This window comes from Methylophaga sp. UBA3603 (assembly GCF_002375335.1).
Taxonomy (GTDB): Bacteria; Pseudomonadota; Gammaproteobacteria; order Nitrosococcales; family Methylophagaceae; genus Methylophaga.
Genome location: NZ_DFMC01000010.1, coordinates 581,339 through 596,327 on the forward strand (window position 1 = coordinate 581,339; position 14,989 = coordinate 596,327).

General features: G+C 44.3%; 15 protein-coding genes and 1 tRNA gene. 8 read left to right on the top strand and 8 right to left on the bottom strand.

The genetic code is table 11. The annotated features are described in order from the left end of the window. The first annotated feature begins 8 nt into the window (after window positions 1-8). Both B4F66_RS13645 and B4F66_RS13650 read left to right on the top strand, forming a co-directional pair. A complete protein-coding gene (locus B4F66_RS13645; protein ID WP_292356510.1) occupies window positions 9-2,516 on the top strand; it encodes a glycogen/starch/alpha-glucan phosphorylase in 2,508 nt (835 codons plus the stop codon). Window positions 2,517-2,638: 122 nt separating this feature from the next. Then, window positions 2,639-2,715, top strand: a tRNA-Arg gene (locus B4F66_RS13650). 35 nt (window positions 2,716-2,750) lie between these two features. On the opposite strand, the gene B4F66_RS13655 is transcribed toward B4F66_RS13650, so the two are convergent. The 7 genes from B4F66_RS13655 to B4F66_RS13685 all read right to left on the bottom strand — a co-directional run bounded on the left by B4F66_RS13655 (window position 2,751) and on the right by B4F66_RS13685 (window position 9,245). Then, the gene (locus B4F66_RS13655; RefSeq protein ID WP_292401231.1) at window positions 2,751-4,001 is read right to left on the bottom strand and encodes a sigma-54 interaction domain-containing protein; all 1,251 of its coding nucleotides are present in this window, start codon (window positions 3,999-4,001) and stop codon (window positions 2,751-2,753) included. Between the two features lie 220 nt (window positions 4,002-4,221). Then, complete coding sequence (locus B4F66_RS13660; protein WP_292356514.1) at window positions 4,222-4,683, bottom strand: hypothetical protein; 462 nt, start codon at window positions 4,681-4,683, stop codon at window positions 4,222-4,224. Between the two features lie 7 nt (window positions 4,684-4,690). Next, window positions 4,691-5,251 carry a BON domain-containing protein gene (locus B4F66_RS13665; RefSeq protein ID WP_292411278.1) on the bottom strand — a complete coding sequence of 187 codons (561 nt, stop codon included), beginning with the start codon at window positions 5,249-5,251 and terminating at the stop codon, window positions 4,691-4,693. A gap of 216 nt (window positions 5,252-5,467) precedes the next feature. Beyond that, window positions 5,468-5,659, bottom strand: a complete 192-nt coding sequence (locus B4F66_RS13670) for a CsbD family protein (protein ID WP_292356518.1) — start codon at window positions 5,657-5,659, stop codon at window positions 5,468-5,470. Window positions 5,660-6,037: 378 nt separating this feature from the next. Then, window positions 6,038-6,883, bottom strand: a complete 846-nt coding sequence (locus tag B4F66_RS13675) for an OmpA family protein (protein ID WP_292356519.1) — start codon at window positions 6,881-6,883, stop codon at window positions 6,038-6,040. A gap of 172 nt (window positions 6,884-7,055) precedes the next feature. Beyond that, a complete protein-coding gene (locus B4F66_RS13680) occupies window positions 7,056-8,198 on the bottom strand; it encodes a PilT/PilU family type 4a pilus ATPase (protein WP_292356520.1) in 1,143 nt (380 codons plus the stop codon). Window positions 8,199-8,207: 9 nt separating this feature from the next. Next, window positions 8,208-9,245 carry a type IV pilus twitching motility protein PilT gene (locus tag B4F66_RS13685; RefSeq protein ID WP_292356521.1) on the bottom strand — a complete coding sequence of 346 codons (1,038 nt, stop codon included), beginning with the start codon at window positions 9,243-9,245 and terminating at the stop codon, window positions 8,208-8,210. 91 nt (window positions 9,246-9,336) lie between these two features. On the opposite strand from B4F66_RS13685, the gene B4F66_RS13690 reads away from it, so the two are divergent. The 6 genes from B4F66_RS13690 to pyrE are packed head-to-tail and all read left to right on the top strand — an operon-like array spanning window position 9,337 to window position 13,895. Beyond that, the gene (locus tag B4F66_RS13690; protein ID WP_292356523.1) at window positions 9,337-10,035 is read left to right on the top strand and encodes a YggS family pyridoxal phosphate-dependent enzyme; all 699 of its coding nucleotides are present in this window, start codon (window positions 9,337-9,339) and stop codon (window positions 10,033-10,035) included. Between the two features lie 48 nt (window positions 10,036-10,083). Further along, complete coding sequence (gene proC, locus B4F66_RS13695) at window positions 10,084-10,917, top strand: pyrroline-5-carboxylate reductase (RefSeq protein WP_292356525.1); 834 nt, start codon at window positions 10,084-10,086, stop codon at window positions 10,915-10,917. Beyond that, window positions 10,910-11,485 (top strand): YggT family protein, encoded by a 576-nt coding sequence (locus B4F66_RS13700; RefSeq protein ID WP_292356527.1) that lies wholly within the window; start codon window positions 10,910-10,912, stop codon window positions 11,483-11,485. The genes proC and B4F66_RS13700 overlap by 8 nt, the downstream gene beginning before the upstream one ends. A 21-nt stretch (window positions 11,486-11,506) precedes the next feature. Further along, window positions 11,507-12,655 (top strand): homoserine O-succinyltransferase MetX, encoded by a 1,149-nt coding sequence (gene metX, locus B4F66_RS13705; protein WP_292356529.1) that lies wholly within the window; start codon window positions 11,507-11,509, stop codon window positions 12,653-12,655. Beyond that, window positions 12,655-13,257: a methionine biosynthesis protein MetW gene (metW, locus tag B4F66_RS13710; protein ID WP_292356531.1), complete on the top strand. Its 603-nt coding sequence runs from the start codon at window positions 12,655-12,657 to the stop codon at window positions 13,255-13,257. The genes metX and metW overlap by 1 nt, the downstream gene beginning before the upstream one ends. After that, window positions 13,254-13,895, top strand: coding sequence for an orotate phosphoribosyltransferase (gene pyrE / locus B4F66_RS13715; RefSeq protein WP_292356533.1), 642 nt, complete (start codon window positions 13,254-13,256; stop codon window positions 13,893-13,895). The genes metW and pyrE overlap by 4 nt, the downstream gene beginning before the upstream one ends. 333 nt (window positions 13,896-14,228) lie before the next feature. Here the strand turns inward: pyrE and B4F66_RS13720 are convergent, their stop codons facing one another. After that, window positions 14,229-14,987, bottom strand: a complete 759-nt coding sequence (locus B4F66_RS13720; protein WP_292356535.1) for a sulfite exporter TauE/SafE family protein — start codon at window positions 14,985-14,987, stop codon at window positions 14,229-14,231. Between the last annotated feature and the right edge of the window lie 2 nt (window positions 14,988-14,989).

Below are 14,989 nucleotides of genomic sequence, written 5' to 3' on the forward strand. Positions count from 1 at the left end.
ATTCCGCTATGACGCCAAGATATACTCCGATTACCACCCCGCTGCCTGAACTTTATCAGACATCAAAACTGGGGATGAATACGCTTGCATTAACTGAGGATTTCAAACGCTATTTCGGTATTTACCTTGGTCAGGACAAGGGCTGTGCTTCAGGTCATTACCTGTATGCAGCTATGGCCCATACACTGCGTGACCGGCTGTTTGAAAGAATGAAAAATACCAAACACACCTATGCCGATTCGCGCTGCAAACAGGCTTATTACCTGTCCATGGAATTTTTAATGGGCCGCGCCACCGGCAATGCCGCTTTAAACCTTGGCATTGAAGAACCGTTGAAAAAAGCGCTGGTCAATCTGGGACTCGAATATGAAGAACTTGCCGAATTTGAACATGATGCCGGTTTGGGTAATGGGGGGCTAGGTCGTCTGGCTGCATGTTTTATTGATAGCTGTGCCACCCTGCAACTACCGGTTACGGGATATGGCTTGCGTTATGAATACGGCATGTTCCAACAAAAAATTGAAAATGGCCGCCAACAGGAAATGCCGGATCACTGGTTGCGTGATGGTAATCCATGGGAATTGGAACGGCCTGAATACACTCAACGTGTCAAATTTGGTGGACATACCGAGTTACATCGTAACAGTAGTGGTCAAATGGAAATTCAGTGGGTTGATACCAATGATGTACTGGCTGTTCCATATGACTTACCTATTCCCGGCTATCAGAATGGCACCGTCAATCGTTTGCGGTTGTGGAAAGCAGCGGCTACCGATGAGTTTAACCTAGAAGATTTTAATGCCGGTTCGTATACAGAAGCGGTTGCAGCGAAAAATGAAGCTGAAAATATCAGCATGGTTTTGTACCCAAACGATGCCAGTGAAAATGGTAAAGAGTTACGTTTACGCCAACAGTATTTCCTGGCCTCAGCCAGTCTGCAGGATATTCTGGATTACTGGGTGACGACTCATGATGGCAACTTTGAAAATTTTGCCGATAAAAACGTCTTTCAACTGAACGATACTCATCCTACTGTTGCCGTTGCAGAACTGATGCGCCTGCTTATGGATGAACATCAATTAGGCTGGGATAAAGCCTGGCAAATCACTACCAAAACTATGGCCTACACCAACCATACTTTGTTACCCGAAGCACTGGAACGATGGCCGGCAAACCTGTTTGGTCGTCTACTGCCTCGCATTCTGGAAATAATTTACGAAATCAATGCCCGATTCCTCAGGGAAGTGGCTAATCATTGGCCTGGCGATAAAGAGCGGCTGGCACGTATGTCTATTATTGAAGAAGGTGCCCAGCAACAGGTCCGAATGGCTCATTTGGCCATTATCGGCAGTTTTTCCGTCAATGGTGTTGCAGCCTTACATTCTGAATTACTGAAAAAAGGCTTGTTTGCAGACTTCTATCAGTTATGGCCGGACAAATTTAACAACAAAACTAACGGTGTGACCCAACGCCGCTGGATGGCCTGGTGTAATCCGGTGTTAAGTCAACTGATTAGCGAAACCATTGGGGATAAATGGATTACCCGCCTTACTGAGCTGGAAAACCTCGCTCCACTGGCGCATGACAAAGATTTTCAGAAAGCCTGGCACGAAGCCAAATATGAGAATAAAAAACGTTTAGCGGCATTAGTCGAAAAACAATGTGGCGTGGTGTTTAACCCGGAAGCCATGTTTGATATTCAGGTGAAACGCATTCATGAATATAAACGCCAACTATTAAATGTTTTGCATGTCATTCATCTTTACGATCAGATTAAACGCGGTAAAACTGATGGATTACCCAAACGCTGTGTTTTATTTGGTGGTAAGGCAGCCCCAGGTTATGTCATGGCAAAACAAATCATCAAGCTGATTAATAATGTTGCTGATGTTGTAAACAATGATCCAGATGTGGGCGATTGGCTGAAAGTTGTTTTTTTCCCCAACTATCAGGTTTCTGTAATGGAAGTTATCTGCCCCGCAGCAGATTTATCGGAACAGATTTCTACAGCCGGTAAAGAGGCTTCCGGTACCGGCAATATGAAATTTATGATGAATGGTGCTATTACCATTGGTACGCTGGATGGGGCAAATATCGAAATTCGCGAAGAAGTTGGTGATGATAACTTTTTCCTGTTTGGTTTATCTGAAGAAGAAGTTGCAGAAAATCGAGGGCATTATAATCCACAGTCTATTATTGAGAATGATGCTGATTTGAAACGCGTGGTGGACTTATTAACCGGCGGCCATTTCAATCAGTTTGAGCCGGGCTGCTTCGATAACATTATTAATGCCTTTACCAGTTCAAATGACCCCTGGATGACCGTAGCAGATTTCCGCAGTTATATAGATGCTCAGAAACAGGCCGGACAGGCTTATCTGGATAAAGAGCGCTGGACAGCTATGAGTATTATCAATGCAGCTAACAGCGGTAAATTTTCAACTGACAGAACCATGGAAGAATACAATCAGGGTATCTGGAAGCTGGAAAAAATTGCGCCACATCCAGATAGCTGATACCGGATAGAAAAACCCCACTGTCATTAACCATATAGGTGTATTGGCAGTGGGTTTCTATTTTTCCTGTGGTTTAAGACAAGCAAAGTCCGTATAATTCGCGCTGTCAGCAATCACACAAAGCGCCTGTAGCTCAGTTGGATAGAGTGTCGGTTTCCGAAGCCGAAGGTCACAGGTTCAATTCCTGTCAGGCGCACCAATTTTTACTTAACTCTCTTCTCTGGCCACGCGTTATCAGTTTGATTCAGCCCCTGCATGAATATTGGGTTCTAATTGGCCATATTGATCAAGTTTGTTATATAAAGTCTTAACGGTAATGCCAAGCTGCTTGGCTGCCTTGGTTTTATTTTGCTGACAGGCTTCTAATGTCGACAGAATCAGGCTTTTTTCAGCATCTTTAATCGAAGTACCGGGCCCGATATCATTTTCTATTGCAGAGTGGCCGTTGCCAAAATCAGGTAGATCATCAACGGTTATTACATCTTCTGCCAATATATGCGCCCGTTCAACACAATGTTTAAGCTCTCTGACATTTCCCGGCCAACTATATTGAGCAAAAATATCCAGTACATCATCGGAAAATACTTTGCCTGAATTTGTCGCTTCATTTCGGTAAGCGAGGAAATGTTTGGCCAGCTCAATGACATCATTGTCCCGCTGCCGTAACGGAGGAAGTTTGATGGGAAAATGTGCCAGACGAAAATAGAGATCCTCACGCAGAAAACCGGCTTCAATCGCTTCTTCTGGTTCACGATTGGTCGCGGCAATAATCCTTACTTTGGATTGCCGCACCACATCACTTCCTACTCGACGAAACTCACCACTTTCCAATACTCTCAGCAGTTTACTTTGTAATGCCAGAGGCATCTCAGTGATTTCATCCAGTAATAACGTGCCGTTGCCGCCTTGTTCAAAAAAGCCGATATGTTGGTTTACTGCCCCGGTAAACGCACCTTTCTCATGACCAAATAATTCGCTTTCAATAAGATCTGCAGCCAACGCCGCACAATTGACTGAAACCATCGGTTCGTTAGCTCTTTCACTTTGTTCATGAATTGTTCTGGCAGCAACTTCTTTACCACAGCCACTTTCGCCTATCAGAAATACACTGGCATCTGTCTGGCTGACACGTCGTATCAAACGATAAAGCTTATGCATAGCAGCAGAGGAGCCCAGAAGCGAGCCATATTGATCAAGTGTGGAGGTAAGTGTGGCAGTCTGACGGTTTTTTTTCAGCTGTTTGAATTCTGTAGCAAATTCCTGGGCCACTTCAATGAGGGGGGTGAAGTCGCTCATCTGTCGAAAATGATAAGCCCCCCCTTTACTCATCATTAAGTCCAACCATTTATTGGGTAAACCGTCACTTAATAAAATCCAGTCAGCAGTAGTTTGCAAAGGATGTGTTTCGAATAATTTATAGTCAGACTCAGTGGCTTTTTGGGGGGCATAGATAACCAAATCTGCTTGATAATCTTGCTCACTCAAGTCTGCAACCTGAACTAAACTAAAGTTACAGGCAGAAAGCAGTTTGCTCAATTTCGCTGATAAGATTTCATCAGTTGTGATTAACAGTAATTTTGGCATAAGACCCGTTTTTAAATAATAATTAAATTCGAGTCTAACATGCGGATTTTATAGATTTCTTAACATAGATAAAGAGGTTGAAACTTAATGTTTCAACCTCTTTTATGGAATAGCTGATTAGTCAACCTATGCGGCGATGATGTCGTTTATCACTTTTTAATCTTAGCAAACGATCCTGACTTAATTGTATATTCGCCAGATGGCCTGCAAGATAAGATGACATTTGCCGATCGTGCATTCTTCTTACATAAATTTTAAAAATTTCCAATGAATGCATTTCCATTGATTCCAAATCAGCAAGACAATCTTTATCAATTACATCCTCACATGTTCCATATGCAACTTTGTAGATTGCCCGCATTGTTAACGCTAACTCACTACTGGAAGGCTGAGTATCCTTGAGCCCGGCAAAACGCTTGTTAATATCGTCAACAATTTCAGCCCGTACCAGAGCCATTTCACGCAACAACATTCTTATTTCACTGCTGACCACTTTCCTTGCGGTCATATCGTAGAAGTTGCGTCCATCTGCACAGATACTCTTCAACTCCTGAATAAGTTGCTGATCTCTGTTATTCAACATGTGACATTCAGTTTGTTACAACGAGTTCATCTTTGACTTCAACAACCTTGTCATAACCTTTCGCCATTTCGACCGCCAGATCTTTTTCGGCCTCATTTTTCACGTTACCTTTCAATGTGACAACGCCATTGTCGGTTGAGACTTCAATGGCAGTGGCTTCAAGCTCATCATGAGCAGCAAGCTCCATCTTAAGTCCGGCAGTTACAGTCATATCATGCCATGCACGGCTAAAAGATTTATCATCGTCGTTATCTTCATTACGATAGTTTTTATCAACCGTCAGGTTATTTTTAACCTCAGAGATACCTTCAATATTTTTTGCAATTTCACCAGCCAGCTCTTTTTGCGTCTGGTTGTTCACTTCACCACTTAAAACTGCAACCCCACTTTCAATATCCGTATCAATTTTAAAATTATTCAGTTCGGTGTTCAGCAATAATGATGTTTCTAATTTGCCATCCAGCCAAGCATCATTAGCCTCACCTTGCCAGTCATTTGCTAGCACAGGGGTAGTAACTAAGGTAGCTGCGGTCAAAATTGCTAAATGGTTCATTTTAATTTTCATCATTTATCTCCTAATTGATTTAATGTCACTCACTAGACAGGTGCTATAACCATGCCAAGTATATAAACCAAATAAATTCATGGGGTTACTCAACTCCCCCACTTTAAATACATTAATAATCATGAATAAATTACAAGCTTTATCAGGAAAATATTCATGTTTAACAAAAAAGACGCCTTTCGGCGTCTTTGGAGCTAGTGGAATCCAGCAAAAAGCGTTCTATTTGGTAAGCGCTTCAACTTCCTTTTCTGCCTGATCTTTTGCCAGGCCATATCGCTCCTGCAGGAGACCAACCAATTGCTGGGCATTACCTTTTGTTTGTTCAATTTCATCATCCGTTAAGTCACCCCAGTTTTCACGAAGTTTACCTTTAACTTGAGTCCATTTACCTTCTGCAATATCAATATTCATTTTTTTCTCCTTATAGCTCAAAAAGTCTGACACCTAAGGTCTTTTAATACCAAAGGCTCTTGCTGAACTCAGCATTAAATAAATGCACTAAAGCTCAATACAGATTCAGCAAAACATCAGTCTCTTTGAAAGTTACAGAAATCATGCCAATACGATATCTATTTGTTTTCGTTATTAAATCTTGGGGAATTAATAAAAAGAGGCACTAAACCGTGGTAGAAATAACATGGTGAAATGTAAAATTTTCAACGCTTCAGCGTTTTAAAACTAATCATTTAGTTGCAACTCAAATTACGTTCTTTACCACTTCACTCAAAACAGCAGACACAAAAAAGGCCCGGTTAAGGGCCTTTTTCATTTCAACTAAAGTTCTAGTTATTATGGGTTAACAACAAAATCAACACGACGGTTAAGAGCACGACCTGCATCAGTTTCATTGTTAGCGATTGGATGATTTTCACCCATACCAACTGGAATCAGGTTGTTGCCGTTAACACCTCTTGACGTGAGATAGTCAACCACTGACTCTGCACGACGTTGTGATAAGTTTTGGTTATATGCTTCAGTACCAATACTATCTGTATGACCTTCAACACGTACTTCAACCACTTCATCACTGTTCAACAAAGCATCTACTGCTTCATCAAGAGTTGATTGAGCTTCAGGAGTTAGTGTTGCTTTATCAAATTCAAAGTGAACGTCATTCAATGACAGAATGGTTTCACCGGCGATTGGACATCCATCCTGGTCAACGATTACACCTTCTGGCGTATTTGGGCAAAGATCTTTGTAATCCGCTACGCCATCTCTGTCTGAATCAATTGGGCAACCAACATCATCAACTGTTACACCAGCTGGTGTGTTAGCACACATATCGATACCATCGACAACACCATCATTGTCTGAATCCATTGCACAACCATTGGCATCAAGCAATGCACCTGGAACTGGCTCATGCTCACACATCATTTTTTCTGCTGCTACTTCTTCTGCCTGGGCTTCATCAGTTGGGCAAAGTAATAATGCCAACATTGCACCGACTGCTGCGCCACCTACAGCACCAGAGCCACCACTTGCCGCTGCACCGACTGCTGCGCCACCAACGGCACCGCCAAGAGCAGAACACAAAGTATAATCTTGATACGCACGCTGGTTTGGACCTGCACAACCAGCCAGCAAACCAATCGTCAGCAATGCTGCCGTTAATTTAACTGTAATATTCATAGTTTTAGTTCCTTTAGATTTATTGCTTAGTTGGTAATCGTTTCTTGATATCTTGGCTGACACGGTGGTTAATCCATGTGTTCAGATTCAGGTATCATAATAATACGATTTACATTTGGAGTGTAACATATTAAAAAAAAGGCATATTTAATCTTAGTTATGTCCCTGAAAATTAAAAGCGGCTATCCATTGGGTCGCTTTCCATTTCTAGGGATAAAGCTTGGGCACCAGCGTCCACAGGGAGTTCACCAGTTTCCGAGCCTAACTTGATCATCAACCTTACTTCATTACTTGAATCAGCATTTCGCAATGCGTCTTCATATGAGATTTCTCCAGCTTTATACAAATCATATAAAGACTGATCGAACGTTTGCATCCCCAATTCCCGAGAACGTTTCATAACATCCTTGATTTCCGCAACCTTACCCTTTTCGAGCAAATCTCCAATTAATGGCGTATTGAGCAGGACTTCAACTGCCACCGCCCGTCCTGAACCATCTTTTTTTGGAATCAGCCGTTGTGCCACAACAGCTTTAAGGTTGAGAGACAAATCAAGAAATAATTGCTGGTGCCGGTCTTCCGGAAAAAAGTTAATAACCCTTTCCATCGCCTGATTGGCATTATTGGCGTGAAGGGTTGATAAACACAGGTGACCGGTTTCAGCAAATGAAATACCGTAATCCATAGTATCACGACTTCTGATTTCACCAATCATAATGACATCTGGTGCCTGTCGCAATGAATTTTTCAATGCCACTTCGTAGGAGTCGGTATCCACCCCCACTTCTCGCTGCGTGACGACACATCCTGCGTGTTTATGATCAAATTCAATCGGGTCTTCAATCGTTAAAATGTGACCGGTACTGTTTTGATTACGATAACCAATCATCGCCGCCAGTGTGGTTGACTTACCACTTCCGGTGGCCCCCACAAACATCACCAGGCCACGCTTGGTCATTGCAAGTTCTTTAATGATTTCAGGAACATGAAGTTCTTCAATGGTGGGGATTTCCCCTTTTACCAGACGCAAGACCATAGCGATTCGACTGCGCTGATACAGTGCACTGACCCGAAAACGGCCGGCACCTTTGGTATCGATAGCGTAATTACATTCCTTATCGCGTTCAAAAGTACGTTTTTGTTCATCGTTCATGGTGCTCAACACCAATTCACGGGCTTCTTCTTCAGTTAAAGGTTCCTGCGAAAGTGTTGCCATACGGCCATTTACTTTCAAGGTGGCTGGACGGCCTGAAGTAATAAAAATATCTGAGGCTTCGTGTTTTACCGCAGCTTTAAGAATAGTGACTATTTCCATCATGATCTCCTAACGGAACAGATCCTTGTTCACGGCACGGGGTAATGCTTCATGCTTGGTAATTTGCTGACGACGTACCAAATCCTGTAAACACTGATCCAATGTCTGCATTCCTAAGGCACCACCTGTTTGAATTGAAGAATACATTTGCGGGACTTTATCTTCACGAATCAGATTACGGATAGCCGGCGTACCAATCATAATTTCATGTGCCGCAATGCGCCCCCCTCCGACTTTCTTCAATAGCGTCTGGGAAATAACCGCACGTAAGGATTCTGACAACATGGAACGTACCATATCCTTTTCCGCCGCCGGAAACACATCAATAATACGGTCTATGGTTTTTGCCGCTGATGAGGTATGCAGGGTGCCAAATACCAGGTGACCGGTTTCCGCGGCAGTCAGTGCCAGACGAATGGTTTCCAGATCACGTAATTCCCCGACCAGAATTATGTCAGGATCTTCCCGCAAAGCACTGCGTAATGCCTCACTGAAGCCATGGGTGTCACGATGCACTTCACGTTGATTGATTAGACATTTCTTACTGCGGTGTACAAATTCAATCGGGTCTTCAATGGTTAGTATATGTTCGTTATCTTTTTCATTACGATAATTAATCATTGCAGCCAACGTGGTCGACTTACCGGAACCAGTCGGTCCAGTGACCAGCACAATACCGCGATTATTGTCGGAAATCTGTTTGAAAATCTCGGGGGCACCCAATTCTTCCAGTGTCAGCACCGTTGAAGGTATGGTCCGGAAAACCGCGGCTGCCCCCCGGTTCTGATTAAACACATTGACCCGGAAACGCGCCAGATTGGGAATCTCAAACGAAAAGTCTGCCTCCAGAAACTCTTCAAAATCCTTACGCTGACGGTCATTCATGATGTCATATATCATGGCATGCACTTCTTTGTGTTCCATAGCAGGCAAATTGATGCGTTTTATATCGCCATCAACCCGAATCATTGGCGGCTCACCAGAAGAGATGTGCAAATCGGATGCATTGTTTTTTGCACTAAAGGTCAGCAATTCAGTAATATCCATGCACATTCCTTAATTCGATAATGATGGCTACATGTCGATGACAACATAGCGAATACTGTTAAAGGTAGCGCGCTCCAGACTGGCTTGCAACATGACAAATTCAAAAACACGTCTGCAATCTGTGATGAACTTCATCAAATTGGCAGAACAACAGGCTAATCGCTCCCCAGGCTCAGTGAAATTGCTTGCTGTAAGCAAAACCTGGCCGGCATCCCGGCTACGTGAGCTAGCTGAAGCAGGACAGATACGCTTTGGTGAAAACTACCTGCAGGAAGCCTTACAAAAAATCGCAGAATTAGCAGATTTACAACTGGAATGGCATTTTATCGGCCCAGTTCAATCCAACAAAACCCGTGACATTGCTGCCAACTTTGATTGGGTCGAGAGTGTGGACAGGCTTAAAATTGCGCAACGGTTATCTGACCAGCGACCTACTGAAAAACCGCCTTTGAATATTTGTCTGCAAGTCAATATTGATGATGAAGCCAGCAAGGCAGGTGTTCATGCCGACGGTTTAATGGAACTCGCTGCTGCAGTAAGCCAACTGAAAAATATTCGGTTGCGGGGTTTAATGATCATTCCGGCAATTGCAGAAACGGTTGAACAACAGCTCGATGCCTTTGCCCGGGCGCAGCAACTTTTTTCTCAACTTAAAACCAACCACGCTACCGTTGATACTTTATCAATGGGGATGTCAGCTGATATGCAGCCAGCTATCTCGCAAGGCAGCACCATGGTCCGGATTGGGACGGCGCTGTTTGGTGAGAGACATACACCCAATAAACAATAACCAGTACACTACAGTGTTGAAGAGTCCGTCCCAATGGAGAAAGTTTAAATGATACCTTGCAAGCTCGCCTTTATCGGCGGTGGAAATATGGCGCGCAGTTTAATTGGTGGCTTAATCGCCAATGGCATGTCAGCTGAAGATATCCACGTTGCTGATAAAAATGCCGCAACACTTGAGTCACTTAACCGTCAATATCCTGTGCAGACGTTTACCAGCAACCAACATGCTATCGAAGGTGCTGATGTCATTATTATTGCTGTCAAACCTCAGCAACTGCAAGAGGTTGTTAAAGCGCTTCATTCTTCCTGGCAAGAAAAGCAATTACTGATTTCAATTGCCGCCGGCATCCGTATTGAAGATATTAGCCGTTGGCTGGATAAACCACAGGCTGCGATTGTGCGTGCAATGCCCAATACGCCAGCGTTGGTGGAAGCCGGCGCTACCGCGCTGTTTGCAAATGAATATGTTAGCCACCAGCAGCATGAATTGGCGGAATCCATCTTGCGTGCCTGTGGTTTGGCAATCTGGCTGAAAGAAGAAAAACACATGGATGCTGTTACTGCCGTTTCCGGCAGCGGCCCGGCCTATTTCTTTCTGGTGATGGAAGCGATGGAAAATGCGGCTATTGAACTTGGCTTACCCCAGGAAACCGCGCGACTGTTATGTTTGGAAACCGCATTCGGAGCCGCTAAAATGGCCCTTGAAAGTGGCGAATCTGCCAGCACTTTGCGTAAACAGGTCACCTCTCCCGGCGGCACGACTGAAAGAGCTATTCATGAACTGGAAGATGGTGGTTTACATGGCTTATTTGAAAACGCATTAGTGGCGGCGGCTTTGCGCGCAAGAGAGCTGGCCAATGAACTGGGACAAGACCATGCCTAATAGCTATTTTTCAAATCCATTGATGTTTCTGATTGAAACACTTTTTCAGCTTTATATGTATATCGTTGCCATACGGTTATTGTTACCGCTGATAAGGACTTCATTTACCCATCCTTTGATTCAGACCATTATCCGAATTACCGAGCCACTTTGTGCTCCGTTACGCAGTTTTATGCCTAGCACTCGAAAATTTGATTCTGCCGTTTTGCTGCTATTGATTCTGGTCACTTTAGTCAAACTGACGTTGCTACTGAGTCTGGCTGGGGCATGGCCCGCCCTTATTGGCCTGGTTCTACTGACGGCTGCAGAATTATTTTCCCTGTTTATCAGCCTGTTTACAGTGACGATTATTATCGAAGTACTGCTTAGCTGGCTGGCTCCTCAAGGATATAATCCGGTCGCCAGTCTGATTCAGGCAATAAATGCCCCTTTGCTGGATCCAGTACGTAAAAGAATGCCGTTAATGGGTGGCATTGATTTATCGCCATTAGTCGTCATATTAGGGCTGCAGGTTCTGTCGATGCTGGTGATGCCTTTACTGCTCGGTTCAGCGTACCCCCAGTATTAATTTTATAGGACACAGTACATTATGTCGGACTCCCTGCCAGCTGACTCAGTCGGATTGGTAACACCTTCACATTTGCATATTGATACGCCGCTGGCGCTGGATTGTGGGCGGATGCTGCCACAGTTCGATTTGATTTATGAAACCTACGGCACATTAAATGCCGATAAGAGCAACGCTGTTCTTATCTGCCACGCTTTGTCTGGCGATCATCATGCTGCAGGGTTTAATTCTCTGGAAGAACGTAAACCCGGCTGGTGGGATACGGCGATAGGTCCAGGAAAAGCCATTGATACCAATCATTTTTTTGTCGTTTGTCCGAATAATCTTGGCGGTTGTAAAGGTTCCACAGGTCCTAATACTATTAATCCTGAAACCGGCAAATTATATGGTCCGGACTTTCCCATTGTGACGGTAGCTGACTGGGTAAAAAGTCAGGCGATCCTGGCAGACTCATTAGGTATTCATAAATGGGCTGCGGTGGTGGGCGGAAGTCTGGGTGGTATGCAAGCCCTGGATTGGGCAATTACGTTGCCCGAGAGGGTCGGTCATGCACTGGTCATCGCCGCAGCGCCAAAGTTATCTGCACAGAATATTGCGTTTAATGAAGTGGCCCGAACTGCCATTAAGTCTGATCCTGAATTTCATGAGGGCCGCTATCAGGAATTCGATACTGTTCCACGACAGGGGCTGGGACTGGCCAGAATGTTGGGCCATATCACCTATCTTTCCGATGAAGCCATGGGCGAAAAATTCGGTCGTGAACTGCGCAGTGGCAAAATTCAGTATGGCTATGATGTTGAGTTCCAGATCGAGAGTTATTTACGTTATCAAAGCTCCAGCTTTGTAGAACGCTTTGATGCCAATACTTATTTATTAATGACCAAAGCACTGGATTATTTTGATCCGGCCAAGGAGTTTGATGACGATCTGACTCAAGCAGTCAAAGCCATTCAGGCCAAATCGTTGATTATTTCGTTTACCAGTGATTGGCGGTTTTCACCTTTACGCTCTCTGGAAATTGTTGATGCCCTGCTCAGTGCTGGCAAGTCAGTAAGTTATGCCGAAATTGAAGCCACGCAGGGTCATGATGCTTTTTTAATGCCGATCCCCCGCTATATGGAAATCTTTGCCAGCTATATGCAGCAAGTTGCAAAAGAGGTGAATAGCTGATGACTTTACGGGTTGATTTACAAATTATCAGTGACTGGATCCCAGACAATGCCCACGTGCTCGATCTGGGTTGCGGCAATGGATCTTTGTTAAAACATCTGCAGCAACGCAATGTTACCGGTTATGGGCTGGAAATAGATAACAGCAAATTTTCCGAATGTATTGCCGGTGGTGTCAACGTTATACAAGCAGACTTGGATGAAGGTCTCAGTCAGTTCGGTGATCAGAGCTTTGATTTTGTTATTTTGTCACAAACCCTTCAGGCCGTTAAACGTCCCGACTTTTTACTGAGAGAAATCATGCGGGTTGGCAAGCAGGGAATTATCGGTTTTCCTAATTTCGGACATTGGCAATGCCGTTTTCAACTAGGGTTACGAGGTAAAATGCCGGTATCCAAAAACCTGCCAAATGCCTGGTTTGATACACCCAATATTCATTTATGTACGTTGAAAGATTTTGAAAAGCTCTGTGACCAATATGGTTTTAGTGTGGTGAGCCGCAGTGTCGTTAATCACGAACATAAAGATACGCTTGGTATTCGCTTATTACCTAACCTGTTCGGCCAGATAGCTGTTTATTTGATTCATAACGGAAACTCATGAAAGATTATCAACGCGACTTTATCGAATTCGCCTTAGCAACCGGCGTTTTACGCTTTGGTGAATTTACCCTCAAATCCGGACGCATCAGTCCTTATTTTTTTAACAGTGGTTTGTTTAACAGCGGTGCCACACTGGCCCGGCTGGGACGTTTTTACGCACAGGCGATAACCGAATCCGCGCTTGATTTTGATGTGTTGTTTGGCCCAGCCTATAAAGGTATTCCGTTAGCATCCACTGCAGTTATCGCACTGGCCGATCAGCATGATCGCGATGTACCTTATGTATTTAACCGCAAAGAGAAAAAAGATCATGGTGAAGGCGGACAGCTGGTCGGCGCCGCTCTTAACGGTAAGGTACTAATAATTGATGATGTAATTTCCGCCGGGACCTCCGTAGGAGAATCTGTCGATATCATTCGCGCAGCAGGCGCTGAACCAGCAGGTGTCATTATTGCACTCGATCGTCAGGAACGTGGTCAGGGCGAATTATCCGCTATTCAACAGGTAGAGCAAACGCATAAGATCCCCGTCGTCAGTATTATCTGTCTCAATGACTTACTCAGCTATCTGCAGGATCATCCCGACTTGCAACGACATTTAGCTGCGGTAAAAGCCTATCGGGAACGATATGGGGTCTAGGGTCTGTTGATCTTTCATAGCCGCCTCTGTTGTGACTGAAAATGCACCAATCAAGGCGCGAGGAATGCAGTTTGTGAGATACATCCATGTATCTCACCCCTAAGGGGCTTACGCTCAAAAACGTTCCTGACGTTTTTGTAGTTGTTCTAAATAAATAACGAGTAACGCTGAGTGGTGCATTTTCAGCCACAACCCGAAGGGCTGGGACTATTTTTCCGCCCCACAGCGTTGGAAATGACTTATGTAGAACAACTACATCGCATCATTTCCTTCCGCCTTGTGATACAAAAAAAATAGCCTCCAGCAGTGGTGGCTTTGAAAGATCAACAGACCCTAGGGCCCCCAAATTAATCTGATAGCAATTAATAAGGTCACAATTTCAAAGCTGCGTTTTATCCAGCGGTTGCCCCAACGCAACGCCAAATGGGATCCCAGATAACCACCCAATAACGATCCTAACAGTAACGCAGGAAGCCAGTCCCATTGTATTTCGCCTAGAATACCCAATGTAATCGCGCCTGCACCATTCCAAAATAATCCAACCAGAATCAGCGTGTAAGCAACGGCCCGCTGGTAATCCATGCCAAACCATAATATCAGCCATATGGTCACAAACAGCCCGGTTCCCGAAGTGAGCGAGCCATTGAGAATGCCCAGAAAAAACAATACAACTGCACCAATCAGGTAACCATGGCGCTCACGATTTAACGGCGTATATAACTGACCTAAAGCCGGTTTAAATAAAGAATATATGCCTAATGATCCGGTTAATACGCCCAGGGCAATCTCTGCGATTCGATCTGGTACCATTAATATCACACTGCCGCCGATCACTACCCCCGGCAGGCCGGCCACCAAGAGCAATATCACAAACTGACGTTCAAGTCGGCTGGTAGAGATGTAACGCAACGCTGCGCCTACCCCTAACGCTACACTGGCCACTTTATGGGTGGCTAAAGCCACAGAAAAGGTCAAGCCAAGGAATATCAAAACCGGGAACTGGATTAATCCTGCACCGCCACCACTTAATGCCGAAAAAGTATTTGCCAGCAAAGAAATGACAAACAGAATAAAATGTTCAATAAAGCTCAATT

What these genes read in the sequence shown, in the direction of transcription:
- B4F66_RS13645 (WP_292356510.1), top strand. Translation starts at nt 9, where the DNA reads ATGACGCCAAGATATACTCCGATTACCACCCCGCTGCCTGAACTTTAT.
- B4F66_RS13660 (WP_292356514.1), bottom strand. Translation starts at nt 4,683, where the DNA reads ATGTTGAATAACAGAGATCAGCAACTTATTCAGGAGTTGAAGAGTATC.
- B4F66_RS13665 (WP_292411278.1), bottom strand. Translation starts at nt 5,251, where the DNA reads ATGATGAAAATTAAAATGAACCATTTAGCAATTTTGACCGCAGCTACC.
- B4F66_RS13670 (WP_292356518.1), bottom strand. Translation starts at nt 5,659, where the DNA reads ATGAATATTGATATTGCAGAAGGTAAATGGACTCAAGTTAAAGGTAAA.
- B4F66_RS13675 (WP_292356519.1), bottom strand. Translation starts at nt 6,883, where the DNA reads ATGAATATTACAGTTAAATTAACGGCAGCATTGCTGACGATTGGTTTG.
- B4F66_RS13680 (WP_292356520.1), bottom strand. Translation starts at nt 8,198, where the DNA reads ATGGAAATAGTCACTATTCTTAAAGCTGCGGTAAAACACGAAGCCTCA.
- B4F66_RS13685 (WP_292356521.1), bottom strand. Translation starts at nt 9,245, where the DNA reads ATGGATATTACTGAATTGCTGACCTTTAGTGCAAAAAACAATGCATCC.
- B4F66_RS13690 (WP_292356523.1), top strand. Translation starts at nt 9,337, where the DNA reads ATGACAAATTCAAAAACACGTCTGCAATCTGTGATGAACTTCATCAAA.
- proC (WP_292356525.1), top strand. Translation starts at nt 10,084, where the DNA reads ATGATACCTTGCAAGCTCGCCTTTATCGGCGGTGGAAATATGGCGCGC.
- B4F66_RS13700 (WP_292356527.1), top strand. Translation starts at nt 10,910, where the DNA reads ATGCCTAATAGCTATTTTTCAAATCCATTGATGTTTCTGATTGAAACA.
- metX (WP_292356529.1), top strand. Translation starts at nt 11,507, where the DNA reads ATGTCGGACTCCCTGCCAGCTGACTCAGTCGGATTGGTAACACCTTCA.
- metW (WP_292356531.1), top strand. Translation starts at nt 12,655, where the DNA reads ATGACTTTACGGGTTGATTTACAAATTATCAGTGACTGGATCCCAGAC.
- pyrE (WP_292356533.1), top strand. Translation starts at nt 13,254, where the DNA reads ATGAAAGATTATCAACGCGACTTTATCGAATTCGCCTTAGCAACCGGC.